Annotated in this window: 11 protein-coding genes, 4 tRNA genes and 3 rRNA genes; 16 read left to right on the top strand and 2 right to left on the bottom strand. The window is 54.8% G+C overall.

Translation table 11 applies throughout. From position 1 onward, the window contains the following. Positions 1-24 precede the first annotated feature (24 nt). From btuB to LPQ25_RS25220, 9 genes are all read left to right on the top strand, one after another. Entirely contained in the window at positions 25-1,863 is a 1,839-nt protein-coding gene (gene btuB / locus LPQ25_RS25260; RefSeq protein WP_004146288.1) for a TonB-dependent vitamin B12 receptor BtuB, read from the top strand. Next, the gene (gene murI / locus LPQ25_RS25255) at positions 1,808-2,659 is read left to right on the top strand and encodes a glutamate racemase (RefSeq protein ID WP_002883026.1); all 852 of its coding nucleotides are present in this window, start codon (positions 1,808-1,810) and stop codon (positions 2,657-2,659) included. The genes btuB and murI overlap by 56 nt, the downstream gene beginning before the upstream one ends. A 396-nt stretch (positions 2,660-3,055) precedes the next feature. Beyond that, positions 3,056-4,594, top strand: a 16S ribosomal RNA gene (locus LPQ25_RS25250). 71 nt (positions 4,595-4,665) lie between these two features. Beyond that, a tRNA-Ile gene (locus LPQ25_RS25245) sits at positions 4,666-4,742 on the top strand. Between the two features lie 36 nt (positions 4,743-4,778). Then, positions 4,779-4,854 (top strand) — tRNA-Ala (locus LPQ25_RS25240). A 169-nt stretch (positions 4,855-5,023) separates the two neighbouring features. Further along, positions 5,024-7,921 (top strand): 23S ribosomal RNA (locus tag LPQ25_RS25235). A 96-nt stretch (positions 7,922-8,017) separates the two neighbouring features. Continuing rightward, positions 8,018-8,133: ribosomal RNA gene (gene rrf, locus LPQ25_RS25230) — 5S ribosomal RNA — on the top strand. Together the 16S, 23S and 5S rRNA genes with 4 tRNA genes alongside form the textbook arrangement of a ribosomal RNA operon. Before the next feature lie 57 nt (positions 8,134-8,190). After that, a tRNA-Asp gene (locus LPQ25_RS25225) sits at positions 8,191-8,267 on the top strand. 53 nt (positions 8,268-8,320) lie between these two features. Further along, a tRNA-Trp gene (locus LPQ25_RS25220) sits at positions 8,321-8,396 on the top strand. A gap of 109 nt (positions 8,397-8,505) precedes the next feature. On the opposite strand, the gene hdfR is transcribed toward LPQ25_RS25220, so the two are convergent. Beyond that, positions 8,506-9,327 carry an HTH-type transcriptional regulator HdfR gene (gene hdfR / locus LPQ25_RS25215; protein WP_002883081.1) on the bottom strand — a complete coding sequence of 274 codons (822 nt, stop codon included), beginning with the start codon at positions 9,325-9,327 and terminating at the stop codon, positions 8,506-8,508. 118 nt (positions 9,328-9,445) lie between these two features. Between hdfR and LPQ25_RS25210 the strand changes: the two genes are divergently transcribed. Next, entirely contained in the window at positions 9,446-9,784 is a 339-nt protein-coding gene (locus tag LPQ25_RS25210) for a MaoP family protein (protein WP_004146520.1), read from the top strand. 24 nt (positions 9,785-9,808) lie between these two features. Here LPQ25_RS25210 and LPQ25_RS25205 read toward each other — a convergent pair whose 3' ends face one another. After that, a complete protein-coding gene (locus LPQ25_RS25205; protein WP_002883134.1) occupies positions 9,809-11,329 on the bottom strand; it encodes a YifB family Mg chelatase-like AAA ATPase in 1,521 nt (506 codons plus the stop codon). Between the two features lie 354 nt (positions 11,330-11,683). Here LPQ25_RS25205 and ilvL point away from each other — a divergent pair, with 354 nt between their 5' ends. The 6 genes from ilvL to ilvD all read left to right on the top strand — a co-directional run bounded on the left by ilvL (position 11,684) and on the right by ilvD (position 16,680). Next, positions 11,684-11,782: an ilv operon leader peptide gene (ilvL, locus tag LPQ25_RS25200; protein WP_071824223.1), complete on the top strand. Its 99-nt coding sequence runs from the start codon at positions 11,684-11,686 to the stop codon at positions 11,780-11,782. An 84-nt stretch (positions 11,783-11,866) separates the two neighbouring features. Then, a complete protein-coding gene (ilvX, locus tag LPQ25_RS27475; protein WP_201281575.1) occupies positions 11,867-11,920 on the top strand; it encodes a peptide IlvX in 54 nt (17 codons plus the stop codon). A 2-nt stretch (positions 11,921-11,922) separates the two neighbouring features. Beyond that, positions 11,923-13,569, top strand: a complete 1,647-nt coding sequence (gene ilvG / locus LPQ25_RS25195; RefSeq protein WP_012737117.1) for an acetolactate synthase 2 catalytic subunit — start codon at positions 11,923-11,925, stop codon at positions 13,567-13,569. Further along, complete coding sequence (gene ilvM, locus LPQ25_RS25190) at positions 13,566-13,823, top strand: acetolactate synthase 2 small subunit (protein ID WP_002883170.1); 258 nt, start codon at positions 13,566-13,568, stop codon at positions 13,821-13,823. The genes ilvG and ilvM overlap by 4 nt, the downstream gene beginning before the upstream one ends. Positions 13,824-13,839: 16 nt before the next feature. Then, positions 13,840-14,769, top strand: coding sequence for a branched-chain-amino-acid transaminase (gene ilvE / locus LPQ25_RS25185; RefSeq protein ID WP_002883171.1), 930 nt, complete (start codon positions 13,840-13,842; stop codon positions 14,767-14,769). Between the two features lie 60 nt (positions 14,770-14,829). Further along, on the top strand, positions 14,830-16,680 hold the full coding sequence (ilvD, locus tag LPQ25_RS25180) for a dihydroxy-acid dehydratase (RefSeq protein WP_012737118.1): 1,851 nt from the start codon (positions 14,830-14,832) through the stop codon (positions 16,678-16,680). The last annotated feature ends 2 nt before the right edge of the window (positions 16,681-16,682 follow it).

The following is a 16,682-nucleotide window of genomic DNA, read 5'->3' as shown; positions in this document are numbered from 1 at the left end:
TTTTCTGTTTCGGATGCTTTTACAATGATTAAAAAAGCTTCGCTGATGACGGCCTTATCCGTCACGGCATTTTCCGGCTGGGCGCAGGATAGCAATTCAGATACGTTGGTGGTGACAGCAAACCGTTTTCAACAGCCGGTCAATACCGTGCTGGCGCCGACCGACATTGTGACGCGCGATGACATCGACCGCTGGCAGTCCAAAGATTTAAACGATGTCATGCGTCGTCTTCCCGGGGTCGATATTGCCCGCAACGGCGGCATGGGGCAGAGCGCTTCGCTGTATGTTCGGGGGACGGAGGCTCGTCACGTGCTGGTGCTGATCGACGGTGTGCCGATGGCGCGTCCGGGGATCTCCAACGGCGTAGATATCAGTCAGATCCCTATCTCACTGGTCCAGCGGGTGGAATACATCCGCGGCCCGCGCTCCGCGGTGTACGGCTCCGGAGCGATCGGCGGGGTGGTGAACATCATCACCATGACCGACGCTGAGCGTTCGCAGATCAACGCCGGCGCGGGTACGAACGGCTATCAGTCCTATGACGGCGCCTTTAACAAGCGGTTTGGCGATACGTTGGTTACCGCTGCTGGCGCCTATCAGACCACCAAAGGGTTTAACGTCCAGCCGAATTCCTCTTACAGCGGCGACAGCGATCGCGACGGCTACCGCAATAAAATGCTGTGGGGCGGGGTACAGCATCAGTTCGATGACAACTTCTCGGGGTTCTTCCGCGGCTATGGTTATTCTGCTAACGCTGACTATGACCAGGGTAACTGGGGCTACGCAGGTGGAAACGATGAAGATCAATCCTATACCCAATCCTGGGATACCGGTCTGCACTACCACTCCGGAATTTACTCCTCCCAGCTGATTGCTAACTATCAGCGCATCAAAGATTACAACTACAGCAGCGACGCTGGCCGCTATGCCGCGGGCACCACCCTGGATGATATGGAACAGCGCTATATCCAGTGGGGAAATAATGTTGTGGTAGGCCATGGGGCAGTGAGCGGCGGCGTTGACTGGAAACAAGAGAAGCTGAAATCCAGCGGAACGACCAGTACCGACGTGTATAAGCGTGACACCACCGGTCTTTATCTGACGGGACAGCAGCAGATTGACAGCGTGACGCTGGAAGCTTCCGGCCGTGAGGATCATGACGAGCAGTTTGGCTGGCACGGTACCTGGCAGACGGCCGCCGGCTGGGAATTTATCGACGGTTATCGGACAACGCTCTCGTACGGCACAGGATTCCTCGCCCCCTCCCTCGGGCAGCAGTACGGCGCAGAACGCTTTGGCATCGCCTCTAACCCGAATCTGAAGCCAGAGGAGTCGAAGCAATGGGAAGCGGGCCTTGAAGGGTTAACGGGGCCGGTCGATTGGCGACTCTCCGCGTATCGCTATGAGATTCAAAACCTCATCGATTACGACAACAACGCCTATTACAACGTCAAGTCGGCGACGATTAAGGGGCTGGAGTGGACGGGGAATATAACCACCGGGCCGGTGGAGCACCATTTGACGCTGCAGTATGTTGACCCTCGCGATGATGAAACCAATAAGATCCTCTATCGCCGGGCGAAGCAGCAGGTGAAATACGAGCTGAACGGCCAGGTCTACGATCTGGGGTGGGATGTGACGTATCACTACATCGGCAAGCGTTACGATTATGACTACGACAACTCGCGTACCGTCAATATGGGTGGGTTGAGCCTCTGGGATGTCGGTTTATCGTATCCCGTCACCTCACACCTGACAGTTCGTGGTAAAATAGCCAACCTGTTCGATAAAGATTACGAGACAGTTTATGGCTACCAATCTGCAGGACGGGAATACACCTTGTCTGGCAGCTACACCTTCTGATCCACGTCCCACCGTGCTGGTGTTTGATTCCGGCGTCGGTGGGTTGTCGGTTTATAATGAGATTCGGCAGCTGCTGCCGAATCTGCATTACATCTATGCTTTCGATAACGTTGCCTTCCCCTATGGCGAGAAGAGCGAGGAGTTTATCGTTGAGCGCGTTGTGGAAATCGTCACTGCTGTCCAGCAGCGTTATCCCCTGGCGCTGGCGGTGATCGCCTGCAATACCGCCAGTACCGTCTCCCTGCCTGCCCTGCGTGAAAAGTTCGCTTTCCCCGTCGTTGGCGTGGTGCCGGCGATCAAGCCCGCCGCCCGTTTAACGGCGAACGGCATTGTTGGCCTGCTGGCGACGCGCGGTACCGTAAAGCGTCCTTATACCCGTGAGCTGATCGACCGCTTTGCCAATGAATGTCGGATTGAAATGCTGGGGTCGGCGGAGCTGGTGGAGCTGGCGGAAGCGAAGCTGCACGGCGAGCCTGTGCCGTTAGAAGAGCTGCGCCGTATCCTGCGCCCATGGCTGCGGATGCAGGAGCCGCCGGATACGGTGGTGCTGGGCTGCACCCACTTTCCTCTTTTACAGGAGGAGCTGCAGCGCGTTCTGCCGGAAGGCACACGGCTGATCGATTCCGGCGCGGCGATTGCCCGTCGCACCGCCTGGCTGTTAGAGCATGAAGCGCCGGATGCGAAGTCCAGCGACGAGAATAAAGCATTCTGCATGGCGCTGACGGCAGAAACAGAACAGCTTTTACCCGTTCTGCGTCGCTATGGCTTCTCGACGCTGGAAAAATTACCGCTCTAAGGGCGTTTTGCACAAAAAAGAGACGGTTGAATAATTTTTTGAAAACAGGGCTTGTCAACGTCTCAGAACTCCCTATAATGCGCCTCCACTGACACGGAACAACGGCAAGCAAGCCGCCGGGTCAGCAGGGTTTTAGCGGTGAAGTTCAGCGCTAAAAACTGACAGAGAAAAGCAAAATAAGGGCTTGACTCTGAATGAGGAAAACGTATTATACGGGACCTCGCAACGGTGAGCTGAAAGCCGCGTTGCAACTGCTCTTTAACAATTTATCAGACAATCTGTGTGGGCACTCAAAGTGACATGGATTCTTAACGTCCTCGGACGAAAAATGAATACCAAGTCTCAAGAGTGAACACGTAATTCATTACGAAGTTTAATTCTTTGAGCATCAAACTTAAATTGAAGAGTTTGATCATGGCTCAGATTGAACGCTGGCGGCAGGCCTAACACATGCAAGTCGAGCGGTAGCACAGAGAGCTTGCTCTCGGGTGACGAGCGGCGGACGGGTGAGTAATGTCTGGGAAACTGCCTGATGGAGGGGGATAACTACTGGAAACGGTAGCTAATACCGCATAATGTCGTAAGACCAAAGTGGGGGACCTTCGGGCCTCATGCCATCAGATGTGCCCAGATGGGATTAGCTAGTAGGTGGGGTAACGGCTCACCTAGGCGACGATCCCTAGCTGGTCTGAGAGGATGACCAGCCACACTGGAACTGAGACACGGTCCAGACTCCTACGGGAGGCAGCAGTGGGGAATATTGCACAATGGGCGCAAGCCTGATGCAGCCATGCCGCGTGTGTGAAGAAGGCCTTCGGGTTGTAAAGCACTTTCAGCGGGGAGGAAGGCGATAAGGTTAATAACCTTGTCGATTGACGTTACCCGCAGAAGAAGCACCGGCTAACTCCGTGCCAGCAGCCGCGGTAATACGGAGGGTGCAAGCGTTAATCGGAATTACTGGGCGTAAAGCGCACGCAGGCGGTCTGTCAAGTCGGATGTGAAATCCCCGGGCTCAACCTGGGAACTGCATTCGAAACTGGCAGGCTAGAGTCTTGTAGAGGGGGGTAGAATTCCAGGTGTAGCGGTGAAATGCGTAGAGATCTGGAGGAATACCGGTGGCGAAGGCGGCCCCCTGGACAAAGACTGACGCTCAGGTGCGAAAGCGTGGGGAGCAAACAGGATTAGATACCCTGGTAGTCCACGCCGTAAACGATGTCGATTTGGAGGTTGTGCCCTTGAGGCGTGGCTTCCGGAGCTAACGCGTTAAATCGACCGCCTGGGGAGTACGGCCGCAAGGTTAAAACTCAAATGAATTGACGGGGCCCGCACAAGCGGTGGAGCATGTGGTTTAATTCGATGCAACGCGAAGAACCTTACCTGGTCTTGACATCCACAGAACTTTCCAGAGATGGATTGGTGCCTTCGGGAACTGTGAGACAGGTGCTGCATGGCTGTCGTCAGCTCGTGTTGTGAAATGTTGGGTTAAGTCCCGCAACGAGCGCAACCCTTATCCTTTGTTGCCAGCGGTCCGGCCGGGAACTCAAAGGAGACTGCCAGTGATAAACTGGAGGAAGGTGGGGATGACGTCAAGTCATCATGGCCCTTACGACCAGGGCTACACACGTGCTACAATGGCATATACAAAGAGAAGCGACCTCGCGAGAGCAAGCGGACCTCATAAAGTATGTCGTAGTCCGGATTGGAGTCTGCAACTCGACTCCATGAAGTCGGAATCGCTAGTAATCGTAGATCAGAATGCTACGGTGAATACGTTCCCGGGCCTTGTACACACCGCCCGTCACACCATGGGAGTGGGTTGCAAAAGAAGTAGGTAGCTTAACCTTCGGGAGGGCGCTTACCACTTTGTGATTCATGACTGGGGTGAAGTCGTAACAAGGTAACCGTAGGGGAACCTGCGGTTGGATCACCTCCTTACCTTAAAGAACCTGCCTTTGTAGTGCTCACACAGATTGTCTGATGAAAATAGAGCAGTAAGTAATCTCTGCAGGCTTGTAGCTCAGGTGGTTAGAGCGCACCCCTGATAAGGGTGAGGTCGGTGGTTCAAGTCCACTCAGGCCTACCAAATTTGCGAAGCAAATTTGAAGAGGTTGCAAACGATGGGGCTATAGCTCAGCTGGGAGAGCGCCTGCTTTGCACGCAGGAGGTCTGCGGTTCGATCCCGCATAGCTCCACCATCTTTACTGCGAACACAAGAAAACTTCAGAGTGAACCTGAAAAGGTGCACTGCGAAGTTTTGCTCTTTAAAAATCTGGATCAAGCTGAAAATTGAAACGACACACAGTTAATGTGTGTTCGAGTCTCTCAAATTTTCGCAATCAGAAGTGAAACATCTTCGGGTTGTGAGGTTAAGCGACTAAGCGTACACGGTGGATGCCCTGGCAGTCAGAGGCGATGAAGGACGTGCTAATCTGCGAAAAGCGTCGGTAAGGTGATATGAACCGTTACAGCCGGCGATGTCCGAATGGGGAAACCCAGTGTGATTCGTCACACTATCGTTAACTGAATACATAGGTTAACGAGGCGAACCGGGGGAACTGAAACATCTAAGTACCCCGAGGAAAAGAAATCAACCGAGATTCCCCAGTAGCGGCGAGCGAACGGGGAGCAGCCCAGAGTCTGAATCAGCTTGTGTGTTAGTGGAACGGTCTGGAAAGTCCGACGGTACAGGGTGATAGTCCCGTACACCAAAATGCACAGGCTGTGAACTCGAAGAGTAGGGCGGGACACGTGGTATCCTGTCTGAATATGGGGGGACCATCCTCCAAGGCTAAATACTCCTGACTGACCGATAGTGAACCAGTACCGTGAGGGAAAGGCGAAAAGAACCCCGGCGAGGGAGTGAAAAAGAACCTGAAACCGTGTACGTACAAGCAGTGGGAGCACCTTCGGGTGTGACTGCGTACCTTTTGTATAATGGGTCAGCGACTTATATTCTGTAGCAAGGTTAACCGTATAGGGGAGCCGCAGGGAAACCGAGTCTTAACTGGGCGTTAAGTTGCAGGGTATAGACCCGAAACCCGGTGATCTAGCCATGGGCAGGTTGAAGGTTGGGTAACACTAACTGGAGGACCGAACCGACTAATGTTGAAAAATTAGCGGATGACTTGTGGCTGGGGTGAAAGGCCAATCAAACCGGGAGATAGCTGGTTCTCCCCGAAAGCTATTTAGGTAGCGCCTCGTGAATTCATCTTCGGGGTAGAGCACTGTTTCGGCTAGGGGGTCATCCCGACTTACCAACCCGATGCAAACTACGAATACCGAAGAATGTTATCACGGGAGACACACGGCGGGTGCTAACGTCCGTCGTGAAGAGGGAAACAACCCAGACCGCCAGCTAAGGTCCCAAAGTCATGGTTAAGTGGGAAACGATGTGGGAAGGCACAGACAGCCAGGATGTTGGCTTAGAAGCAGCCATCATTTAAAGAAAGCGTAATAGCTCACTGGTCGAGTCGGCCTGCGCGGAAGATGTAACGGGGCTAAACCATGCACCGAAGCTGCGGCAGCGACACTATGTGTTGTTGGGTAGGGGAGCGTTCTGTAAGCCTGCGAAGGTGACCTGTGAGGGTTGCTGGAGGTATCAGAAGTGCGAATGCTGACATAAGTAACGATAAAGCGGGTGAAAAGCCCGCTCGCCGGAAGACCAAGGGTTCCTGTCCAACGTTAATCGGGGCAGGGTGAGTCGACCCCTAAGGCGAGGCCGAAAGGCGTAGTCGATGGGAAACAGGTTAATATTCCTGTACTTGGTGTTACTGCGAAGGGGGGACGGAGAAGGCTATGTTAGCCGGGCGACGGTTGTCCCGGTTTAAGCATGTAGGCTGGTTGTCCAGGCAAATCCGGATAATCAAGGCTGAGGTGTGATGACGAGGCACTACGGTGCTGAAGTAACAAATGCCCTGCTTCCAGGAAAAGCCTCTAAGCATCAGGTAACATTAAATCGTACCCCAAACCGACACAGGTGGTCAGGTAGAGAATACCAAGGCGCTTGAGAGAACTCGGGTGAAGGAACTAGGCAAAATGGTGCCGTAACTTCGGGAGAAGGCACGCTGGTGTGTAGGTGAAGTCCCTGCGGATGGAGCTGAGACCAGTCGAAGATACCAGCTGGCTGCAACTGTTTATTAAAAACACAGCACTGTGCAAACACGAAAGTGGACGTATACGGTGTGACGCCTGCCCGGTGCCGGAAGGTTAATTGATGGGGTTATCCGTAAGGAGAAGCTCTTGATCGAAGCCCCGGTAAACGGCGGCCGTAACTATAACGGTCCTAAGGTAGCGAAATTCCTTGTCGGGTAAGTTCCGACCTGCACGAATGGCGTAATGATGGCCAGGCTGTCTCCACCCGAGACTCAGTGAAATTGAACTCGCTGTGAAGATGCAGTGTACCCGCGGCAAGACGGAAAGACCCCGTGAACCTTTACTATAGCTTGACACTGAACATTGAGCCTTGATGTGTAGGATAGGTGGGAGGCTTTGAAGCGTGGACGCCAGTCTGCGTGGAGCCAACCTTGAAATACCACCCTTTAATGTTTGATGTTCTAACGTTGGCCCCTTACCGGGGTTGCGGACAGTGTCTGGTGGGTAGTTTGACTGGGGCGGTCTCCTCCCAAAGCGTAACGGAGGAGCACGAAGGTTAGCTAATCCTGGTCGGACATCAGGAGGTTAGTGCAATGGCATAAGCTAGCTTGACTGCGAGCGTGACGGCGCGAGCAGGTGCGAAAGCAGGTCATAGTGATCCGGTGGTTCTGAATGGAAGGGCCATCGCTCAACGGATAAAAGGTACTCCGGGGATAACAGGCTGATACCGCCCAAGAGTTCATATCGACGGCGGTGTTTGGCACCTCGATGTCGGCTCATCACATCCTGGGGCTGAAGTAGGTCCCAAGGGTATGGCTGTTCGCCATTTAAAGTGGTACGCGAGCTGGGTTTAGAACGTCGTGAGACAGTTCGGTCCCTATCTGCCGTGGGCGCTGGAGAATTGAGGGGGGCTGCTCCTAGTACGAGAGGACCGGAGTGGACGCATCACTGGTGTTCGGGTTGTCATGCCAATGGCACTGCCCGGTAGCTAAATGCGGAAGAGATAAGTGCTGAAAGCATCTAAGCACGAAACTTGCCCCGAGATGAGTTCTCCCTGAGACTTTAAGTCTCCTGAAGGAACGTTAAAGACGATGACGTTGATAGGCCGGGTGTGTAAGCGCAGCGATGCGTTGAGCTAACCGGTACTAATGAACCGTGAGGCTTAACCTTACAACGCCGAAGATGTTTTGGCGATTTGAGAGAATTTTCAGCTCTGATACAGATTAATCGATACGTCGGTGAGACGTGTTGATAAAACAGAATTTGCCTGGCGGCACTAGCGCGGTGGTCCCACCTGACCCCATGCCGAACTCAGAAGTGAAACGCCGTAGCGCCGATGGTAGTGTGGGGTCTCCCCATGTGAGAGTAGGGAACTGCCAGGCATCAAATTGCAGTAAGCCGGGGTGACAACCGGTGGTAATAAAGCGAAGAAATTCGGTGGAGCGGTAGTTCAGTCGGTTAGAATACCTGCCTGTCACGCAGGGGGTCGCGGGTTCGAGTCCCGTCCGTTCCGCCACTTATTTAACATTAAGCCTGCTCAAATAGCAGGCTTAGTGGTAAGAAAATTTTAGGGGCGTAGTTCAATTGGTAGAGCACCGGTCTCCAAAACCGGGTGTTGGGAGTTCGAGTCTCTCCGCCCCTGCCATTTATAAGAATCCTTTGCTCAGGCAAAGGATTTTTTTTTATCTCTAATCTCCATTGGTAATATCCCCGACGAAAATACCTTGCTGATCTCCGTCCATGGAGAGTAGCGTTTATTCCAGAATAGGGTTTTTCAGGATCTCATGGATCTGCGCCTGCTTATCGCTATTTTGTAACCAGATCGCATAAAGTGGACGGGATAACGTAGCGCTGTCCATGACCGTATGTAACCCATGCTTCTCTTTCGCCCAGCGAGCAGGTAGCCAACAGCAGCCGTTCAGGCGCGATAATTGCTGATAGATCAGTTCAGCTGAAGAGGTAGTGAGCAGCGGAACATCATCGCTTCCTATCAGTCCCACTTCGTTTTGCTGAAAATCAGGCCCCCATTCAAGGCGCAAGTAATTCAATTCATTTCTGTTTTTTGCAGGCGATGCGCAATACAGGGCAAGAGTAAAATTACCCAACAGCTGGCTGCTTAATTCATCCATCTTCGGCGATTCGGTGGTGATCAGCAGATCCAACTGGCGTTCGTGAAGCTGTTTAACCAACGACTGCCGCTGCGCGATACGGGCTTCAAACTGGAGATTGTAAGGTGCGCTGTAGAGGGTACCGAGCCAGCTGTTAAGCATACATTCCCACAGGGAGGCGCTGGCCCCAATGGAGAATTCATTATGTCGCGAAGAGTGTGCCACCTCCTTGCGCGCAGCCTGCCAGGTATTCATGAGCGTTTCGGCATAGGGGAGGAGCTTTTCGCCGGCGGTCGTCAGGCGGATGTTATTACGATGACGGGTGAACAGATTCACACCAAGTTGATTTTCCAGCTGACGAATACGAAAGCTGACTGCTGACTGTGTCAGGTAAAGCGCCTCAGCTGCTCGCCCAAAGTGACGAGTTCTACTCACTTCCAGGAAAGTTTTGAGCAATTCCGTATCCACACCGTTCTCCACAAAATTATTTGTCGTGATGATTTAAATGTTTTGTTTGACGCTCTGTCAAGCGTAACTAATACTCCGCGCCATAAATAGCTCGGCCAAAGAATCAGGAGCGTGTAGGATGGCGGAAAGCTTTACGACGACTAATCGTTTTTTCGACAATAAAAATTATCCACGCGGGTTCTCCCGTCACGGTGATTTCACCATCAAAGAGGCGCAACTGCTGGAACGTCATGGTTATGCCTTTAACGAACTGGAACTGGGTAAGCGCGAACCTGTTACCGAAGATGAAAAACAATTTGTCTCGGTGTGCCGTGGTGAACGTGAGCCGGTGACGGAAGCAGAACGCGTATGGATTAAGTATATGGCGCGTATCAAGCGGCCGAAGCGTTTCCATACTCTGTCCGGCGGCAAACCGCAGATGGAAGGCGCTGACGATTACACCGAAAGCGATGACTAAGAAAAAAGGGCGTAAGCCCTTTTTTTACGCCATCATTTTCTGCAGATGGTTGAGCATCCGATCTATTGCCCGATAGCTGAGCGCCTCCTGCAAATGACAGCGTTCAATCTCTTCAACCTCTGCCAGATCGGCAATGGTTCTCGCAACCTTTAACAGACGCTGCCAGGCGCGAATAGAAAGCCCCAGCTGCGTTAGCGTCTGTTCCAGCCAGACAGCATCCTCCCGCCTTAAGCGGCAGCAGTTCTTCATTTCACGATTCTCAAGATGGGCATTGAGTTTATTTTGCCTGAGCATTTGTCGTTCACGCGCCGCCAGCACCCGCTGCCGGACCGTTGCGCTCGATTCTTCGCCCTGCGAGCCCTGACTCAGTATTCCTGGCGGTGGCAATGGGATCTCTAAGGAAAGATCGAAGCGGTCGAGGAAGGGGCCTGACAGGCGTCCAAGGTAGCGCAATGTCTGCTCCGGCGATGCACGATTATGTTTACCCTGATAATGTCCTGTCGGGCTTGGATTCATCGCTGCAATAAGCTGAAAGCGCGCCGGATAGTCAATTTTGGCGCGCGAGCGTGATATGTGGATCTTGCCTGACTCAATGGGTTCGCGTAGCGCATCCAGTACCCGCCGCTCAAACTCCGGCAGTTCATCAAGAAACAGCACGCCATTATGGGCCAGGGAAATCTCACCGGGGACCGGTATCGAGCCGCCGCCCACCATCGCTGCCAGCGAGGCGCTATGGTGGGGGGCGCGGAACGGCCTCTGACGCCACCGCGTCTTTGCGGTGTGGAGGTTGACCAGACTCTGTATGGCCGCGCTCTCCAGCGCTTCCTGATTGCTTAATGGCGGCAGGAGACCGGGGAGTCGGCTGGCTAGCATGGTTTTCCCGGTCCCGGGCGGGCCTATCAGGAGCAGATTGTGACCACCGGCGGCCACAATCTCCAGCGCTCGTTTGCCCTGCTGCTGGCCGATAACATCGAGCAGATCTTCGTAGCGTTCATCCCGAGCAGGCGCCTCGGCGAGAGGCGGCGAAAGCGATGTCTGCCCCGCAAGAAATGCGCAAACCTCCTGCAGATGGTCGGCGACCAGACAATCGCTGCCGCCGATCAGGCCGACCTCCGCCGCATTGTCAGAGGAGACGACAATGCGCCGGCCGGCTTTGATGGCCTCCATTGCGCTGGGGATCGCCCCTGGAACGCCTCGTAACCCACCTGTAAGGGCGAGTTCGCCCACAAACTCATATTGATTCAGTCGCGTCGTGTTGAGCTGCTCTGAGGCAACGAGAAGCGCGAGAGCGATGGGCAGATCGTATCGTCCGCCTTCTTTGGGCAGATCCGCTGGCGCCAGGTTAATGGTTATCTTCTTCGCAGGAAAAGCGTAGCCGCTGTTGATCAGGGCGCTGCGGACCCGGTCGCGGGCCTCTTTCACGGTGGTTTCCGGCAGCCCGACCATAGTTAGACCAGGAAGACCGTTGCTGAGATGAACCTCAACGGTAATCAATGGCGCTTCGATACCGAGCGCCGCGCGAGTATAGACGATAGCGAGCGACATAAAACCTCCTGGACAGAGAAGAATTATGGTTGGCATGACGTAAAGCGAGAATGGAAAAAGTGCGAATTTAGAACTGCGTATCCATACTTTTCGCGGCATATCGTTACATTTAGCCGAAAATGGACGTTTGATCGCAAAACAGAGCTATGTTGGCAAAGAGGGCGCCGAAGAGCGCGGCAGGCGTGAGAAAACTGAATTTTTTTCATTTTTGATTTTTTTCATATAAAACAATTATTTTTATTGAAACCGTTAGGCTGATCAGCAACAAAGATATAAAAAAATCTTGTGCTTTATGTGATGTCTGTGGTAACTCTTTAGGTATTCCTTCGAACAAGAAGCCAGAAAGTATAGAAAATGACAGCCCTTCTACGAGTGATTAGCCTGGTCGTGATTAGCGTGGTGGTGATTATTATCCCACCGTGCGGGGCTGCACTTGGACAAGGAAAGGCTTAGAAATCAAGCCTTAACGAACTAAGACCCCCGCACCGAAAGGTCCGGGGGTTTTTTTATAACTGAAATAACCTAAGCGAGGAGCAGATGATGACTTTTAGCATAAAATTCTGTTTCTCCCGATTTATGACGGGGAACTAACTATGAATGGCGCGCAGTGGGTGGTACATGCTTTGCGGACACAGGGAGTCGACACAGTTTTTGGCTATCCGGGTGGCGCAATTATGCCGGTTTACGATGCACTGTATGACGGCGGCGTGGAGCACCTGCTGTGCCGGCATGAGCAAGGGGCAGCCATGGCGGCCATTGGTTATGCGCGAGCAACCGGTAAAACCGGGGTGTGTATCGCGACGTCCGGCCCGGGCGCGACCAATCTGATCACCGGCCTGGCGGACGCCCTGCTTGACTCTATTCCCATCGTAGCTATCACCGGCCAGGTGGCCGCACCCTTCATCGGCACGGATGCGTTCCAGGAAGTAGACGTTCTCGGTTTGTCACTGGCCTGTACTAAGCACAGTTTCCTTGTGCAGTCTCTGGACGAACTGCCGCGGGTTATTGCTGAGGCTTTCCAGGTGGCAAACTCAGGCCGTCCAGGTCCGGTGCTGGTTGATATCCCTAAGGATATTCAGATGGCGCAGGGCGACCTCGATCCCCATTTCTCTACCGTCGCCGATGAGATGGCATTTCCGCAGGCGGAAGTGGCGCAGGCTCTGCAGATGCTGGCCCAATCGCAGCAACCGATGCTGTATGTTGGCGGCGGGGTCGGCATGGCGCAGGCGGTACCGGCTTTGCGCGAATTCCTGGCGGTGACCAGGATGCCGGCAACCTGCACCCTGAAAGGGCTGGGCGTGGTGGATGCTGATTATCCCTATTATCTCGGCATGCTGGGAATGCACGGCACTAAGGCGGCCAACCTGGCAGTACAGGAGTGCGATCTGCTGATCGCCGTCGGCGCGCGCTTTGACGATCGCGTGACCGGTAAGCTCAATACCTTCGCACCGCATGCCAAAGTGATCCACATGGACATCGATCCGGCGGAGCTGAACAAGCTGCGTCAGGCGCATATCGGTCTGACAGGCGATCTGAACTGCCTGCTGCCGGCGCTGCAGCAGCCGTTAGCTATCGATGGCTGGCGCGAGCGGAGTGCCGCACTGCGTGCCGAGCATGCCTGGCGTTACGATCATCCCGGTGAGGCAATCTACGCGCCGCTGCTGCTGAAGCAGCTTTCCGACCGCAAGCCGGCGGACAGTGTGGTGACCACCGACGTTGGCCAGCACCAGATGTGGTCGGCTCAGCATATGAGCTATACCCGCCCGGAAAACTTTATCACCTCCAGCGGCTTAGGCACCATGGGCTTTGGCCTGCCGGCCGCCGTTGGCGCCCAGGTGGCGCGCCCTAACGATACGGTGATCTGTATCTCCGGTGACGGCTCCTTCATGATGAATGTACAGGAGCTGGGCACCGTTAAACGCAAGCAGTTACCGCTGAAGATCGTGTTACTCGACAACCAGCGGTTAGGGATGGTTCGACAATGGCAGCAGCTGTTTTTCCAGGAACGTTATAGCGAAACCACTCTGACTGATAACCCTGATTTCCTCACGCTGGCCAGCGCCTTCGGTATTCCTGGCCAACACATCACCCGTAAAGACCAGGTTGAAGCGGCACTCGACACCATGCTTTCGAGCCAGGGGCCATACCTGCTTCATGTCTCAATCGACGAACTTGAGAATGTCTGGCCGTTGGTGCCGCCCGGCGCCAGTAACTCTGAAATGCTGGAGAAATTATCATGATGCAACATCAGGTCGCTTTACAGGCACGTTTCAACCCGGAAACCTTAGAGCGCGTGCTGCGCGTTGTCCGCCACCGGGGTTTCCACATCTGCGCAATGAACATGGAAACCGCGCCGGACGCACAGAACATAAATATAGAATTGACCGTTGCCAGCCCGCGGCCCGTCGAATTACTGTTTAGTCAATTAAGCAAACTGGTCGACGTTGCCTGCGTCGAGATCCAGCAACCCACATCACAACAAATCCGCGCCTGAGCGCAAAGGAAGAAAAATGACGACGAAAAAAGCTGATTACATTTGGTTCAATGGCGAGATGGTTCCGTGGGGCGAAGCGAAAGTTCATGTGATGTCCCATGCGCTGCACTACGGTACCTCGGTATTCGAGGGGATCCGTTGCTACGACTCGCACAAAGGCCCGGTGGTGTTCCGTCATCGCGAACATATGCAGCGTCTGCATGATTCAGCCAAAATTTATCGTTTCCCGGTCTCCCAGAGCGTCGACGAACTGATGGAAGCCTGCCGCGAAGTCATTCGAACCAATAATCTGACCAGCGCTTATATCCGTCCGCTGGTGTTTGTTGGCGATGTCGGCATGGGGGTAAACCCGCCTCCGGGTTACAACACTGACGTGATCATCGCGGCGTTCCCATGGGGAGCCTACCTCGGCGCAGAAGCGCTTGAGCAGGGGATCGATGCAATGGTCTCTTCCTGGAACCGCGCGGCGCCGAACACCATCCCAACTGCGGCGAAAGCGGGCGGCAACTACCTCTCCTCTCTGCTGGTCGGCAGCGAAGCGCGTCGTCACGGTTATCAGGAAGGTATCGCCCTCGATGTTAACGGCTATATCTCCGAAGGCGCAGGGGAAAACCTGTTTGAAGTGAAGGACGGTGTACTGTTCACCCCGCCGTTTACCTCTTCCGCGCTGCCGGGCATTACCCGCGACGCGATCATCAAACTGGCGAAAGATCTTGGTATCGAAGTCCGCGAGCAGGTGTTGTCCCGTGAATCCCTGTATCTGGCGGATGAAGTCTTCATGTCCGGCACTGCGGCGGAAATCACCCCGGTGCGCAGCGTGGACGGCATCCAGGTCGGCGCAGGCCGTCGCGGTCCGGTAACCAAACGCATTCAGGAAGCCTTCTTTGGCCTCTTCACCGGTGAAACAGAAGATAAATGGGGCTGGTTGGATCCGGTAAGTAAGTAATTAAAAATGGGACGGCACGCACCGTCCCATTTAATAAACACAGATGGGAGTAAAAAGAGCATGCCTAAGTACCGTTCCGCCACCACCACACATGGCCGCAACATGGCGGGCGCCCGCGCGTTGTGGCGCGCAACCGGAATGACCGATGCCGATTTCGGCAAACCGATTATCGCCGTCGTTAACTCCTTTACCCAGTTTGTCCCCGGGCACGTGCACCTGCGCGATCTCGGCAAACTGGTTGCCGAGCAGATTGAAGCCGCCGGTGGTGTGGCCAAAGAATTCAACACCATCGCAGTGGATGATGGGATCGCTATGGGCCACGGGGGTATGCTCTATTCACTGCCATCCCGCGAGCTGATCGCCGACTCGGTGGAGTATATGGTTAACGCCCACTGCGCTGATGCCATGGTTTGTATCTCCAACTGCGACAAAATCACCCCGGGGATGCTGATGGCCTCCCTGCGTTTGAATATTCCGGTGATCTTTGTTTCCGGCGGCCCGATGGAAGCCGGGAAGACCAAGCTGTCAGATAAAATCATCAAGCTTGACCTGGTGGATGCGATGATTCAGGGGGCGGATCCGAAAGTGTCCGACGAGCAGAGTAATCAGGTGGAACGCTCCGCCTGCCCGACCTGCGGCTCCTGTTCCGGGATGTTCACGGCGAACTCCATGAACTGCCTGACCGAAGCGCTGGGCCTGTCGCAGCCGGGCAACGGCTCTCTGCTGGCGACCCACGCCGATCGTAAGGAGCTGTTCCTAAACGCCGGGAAACGTATCGTGGAGCTGACCAAACGCTATTACGAGCAGGATGACGCTTCCGCGCTGCCGCGCAATATCGCCAGCAAGGCGGCCTTTGAGAACGCTATGACGCTGGATATCGCCATGGGCGGCTCCACCAATACCGTTCTGCACCTGCTGGCGGCGGCGCAGGAAGCTGATATCGACTTCACCATGAGCGATATCGATAAGCTCTCCCGCAAAGTGCCGCAGCTGTGTAAGGTGGCGCCGAGCACGCAGAAATACCATATGGAAGATGTGCATCGCGCCGGCGGCGTGCTGGGCATTCTGGGCGAGCTGGACCGAGCCGGGCTGCTGAATCGCGAGGTCAAAAACGTCCTTGGCCTGACGCTGCCGCAGACCCTGGAACAGTACGATGTGATGGTGACCCAGGACGACGCGGTGAAAAAAATGTTCCGCGCCGGCCCGGCGGGCATCCGTACCACCCAGGCGTTCTCGCAAGACTGCCGCTGGGATACCCTGGATGACGATCGCGCCGAAGGCTGTATCCGTTCTCTGGAACACGCTTACAGCAAGGACGGCGGCCTGGCGGTGCTGTACGGCAATTTCGCGGAAAACGGTTGTATCGTGAAAACCGCCGGCGTGGACGACAGCATCCTGAAATTTACCGGTCCGGCGAAAGTATATGAGAGCCAGGACGATGCGGTTGAGGCCATCCTCGGCGGTAAAGTCGTGGAAGGCGACGTCGTGGTGATCCGCTACGAAGGGCCGAAAGGCGGGCCGGGGATGCAGGAAATGCTTTACCCCACCAGCTTCCTGAAATCGATGGGGCTGGGCAAAGCGTGCGCGCTGATCACCGATGGCCGTTTCTCCGGCGGCACCTCAGGGCTCTCTATCGGTCACGTCTCTCCGGAAGCGGCGAGCGGCGGCAACATTGCGCTCATTGAAGATGGCGACATGATCGCGATTGATATTCCGAACCGCAGCATCCAGCTGCAGCTGAGCGATGCGGAAATTGCGGCGCGTCGTGAAGCCCAGGAAGCGCGTGGCGACCAGGCGTGGACGCCGAAGAATCGCCAGCGTCAGGTCTCCTTTGCCCTTCGCGCCTACGCCAGCCTGGCGACCAGCGCCGACAAAGGCGCGGTACGCGATAAATCCAAGCTGGGTGGCTAATC

Source organism: Klebsiella sp. KPN54798 (assembly GCF_021184225.1).
Taxonomy (GTDB): domain Bacteria; phylum Pseudomonadota; class Gammaproteobacteria; order Enterobacterales; family Enterobacteriaceae; genus Klebsiella; species Klebsiella pneumoniae.
The sequence above is the reverse complement of the archived record's forward strand: the minus strand, read 5'-3'. Positions and strand labels throughout refer to the sequence as shown.

Excerpts from the sequence above, each read along its gene's own strand:
- ilvM (WP_002883170.1), top strand. The coding sequence starts at position 13,566 with ATGATGCAACATCAGGTCGCTTTACAGGCACGTTTCAACCCGGAAACC.
- murI (WP_002883026.1), top strand. The coding sequence starts at position 1,808 with ATGGCTACCAATCTGCAGGACGGGAATACACCTTGTCTGGCAGCTACA.
- ilvL (WP_071824223.1), top strand. The coding sequence starts at position 11,684 with ATGACAGCCCTTCTACGAGTGATTAGCCTGGTCGTGATTAGCGTGGTG.
- btuB (WP_004146288.1), top strand. The coding sequence starts at position 25 with ATGATTAAAAAAGCTTCGCTGATGACGGCCTTATCCGTCACGGCATTT.
- ilvG (WP_012737117.1), top strand. The coding sequence starts at position 11,923 with ATGAATGGCGCGCAGTGGGTGGTACATGCTTTGCGGACACAGGGAGTC.
- ilvE (WP_002883171.1), top strand. The coding sequence starts at position 13,840 with ATGACGACGAAAAAAGCTGATTACATTTGGTTCAATGGCGAGATGGTT.
- LPQ25_RS25205 (WP_002883134.1), bottom strand. The coding sequence starts at position 11,329 with ATGTCGCTCGCTATCGTCTATACTCGCGCGGCGCTCGGTATCGAAGCG.
- LPQ25_RS25210 (WP_004146520.1), top strand. The coding sequence starts at position 9,446 with ATGGCGGAAAGCTTTACGACGACTAATCGTTTTTTCGACAATAAAAAT.
- ilvD (WP_012737118.1), top strand. The coding sequence starts at position 14,830 with ATGCCTAAGTACCGTTCCGCCACCACCACACATGGCCGCAACATGGCG.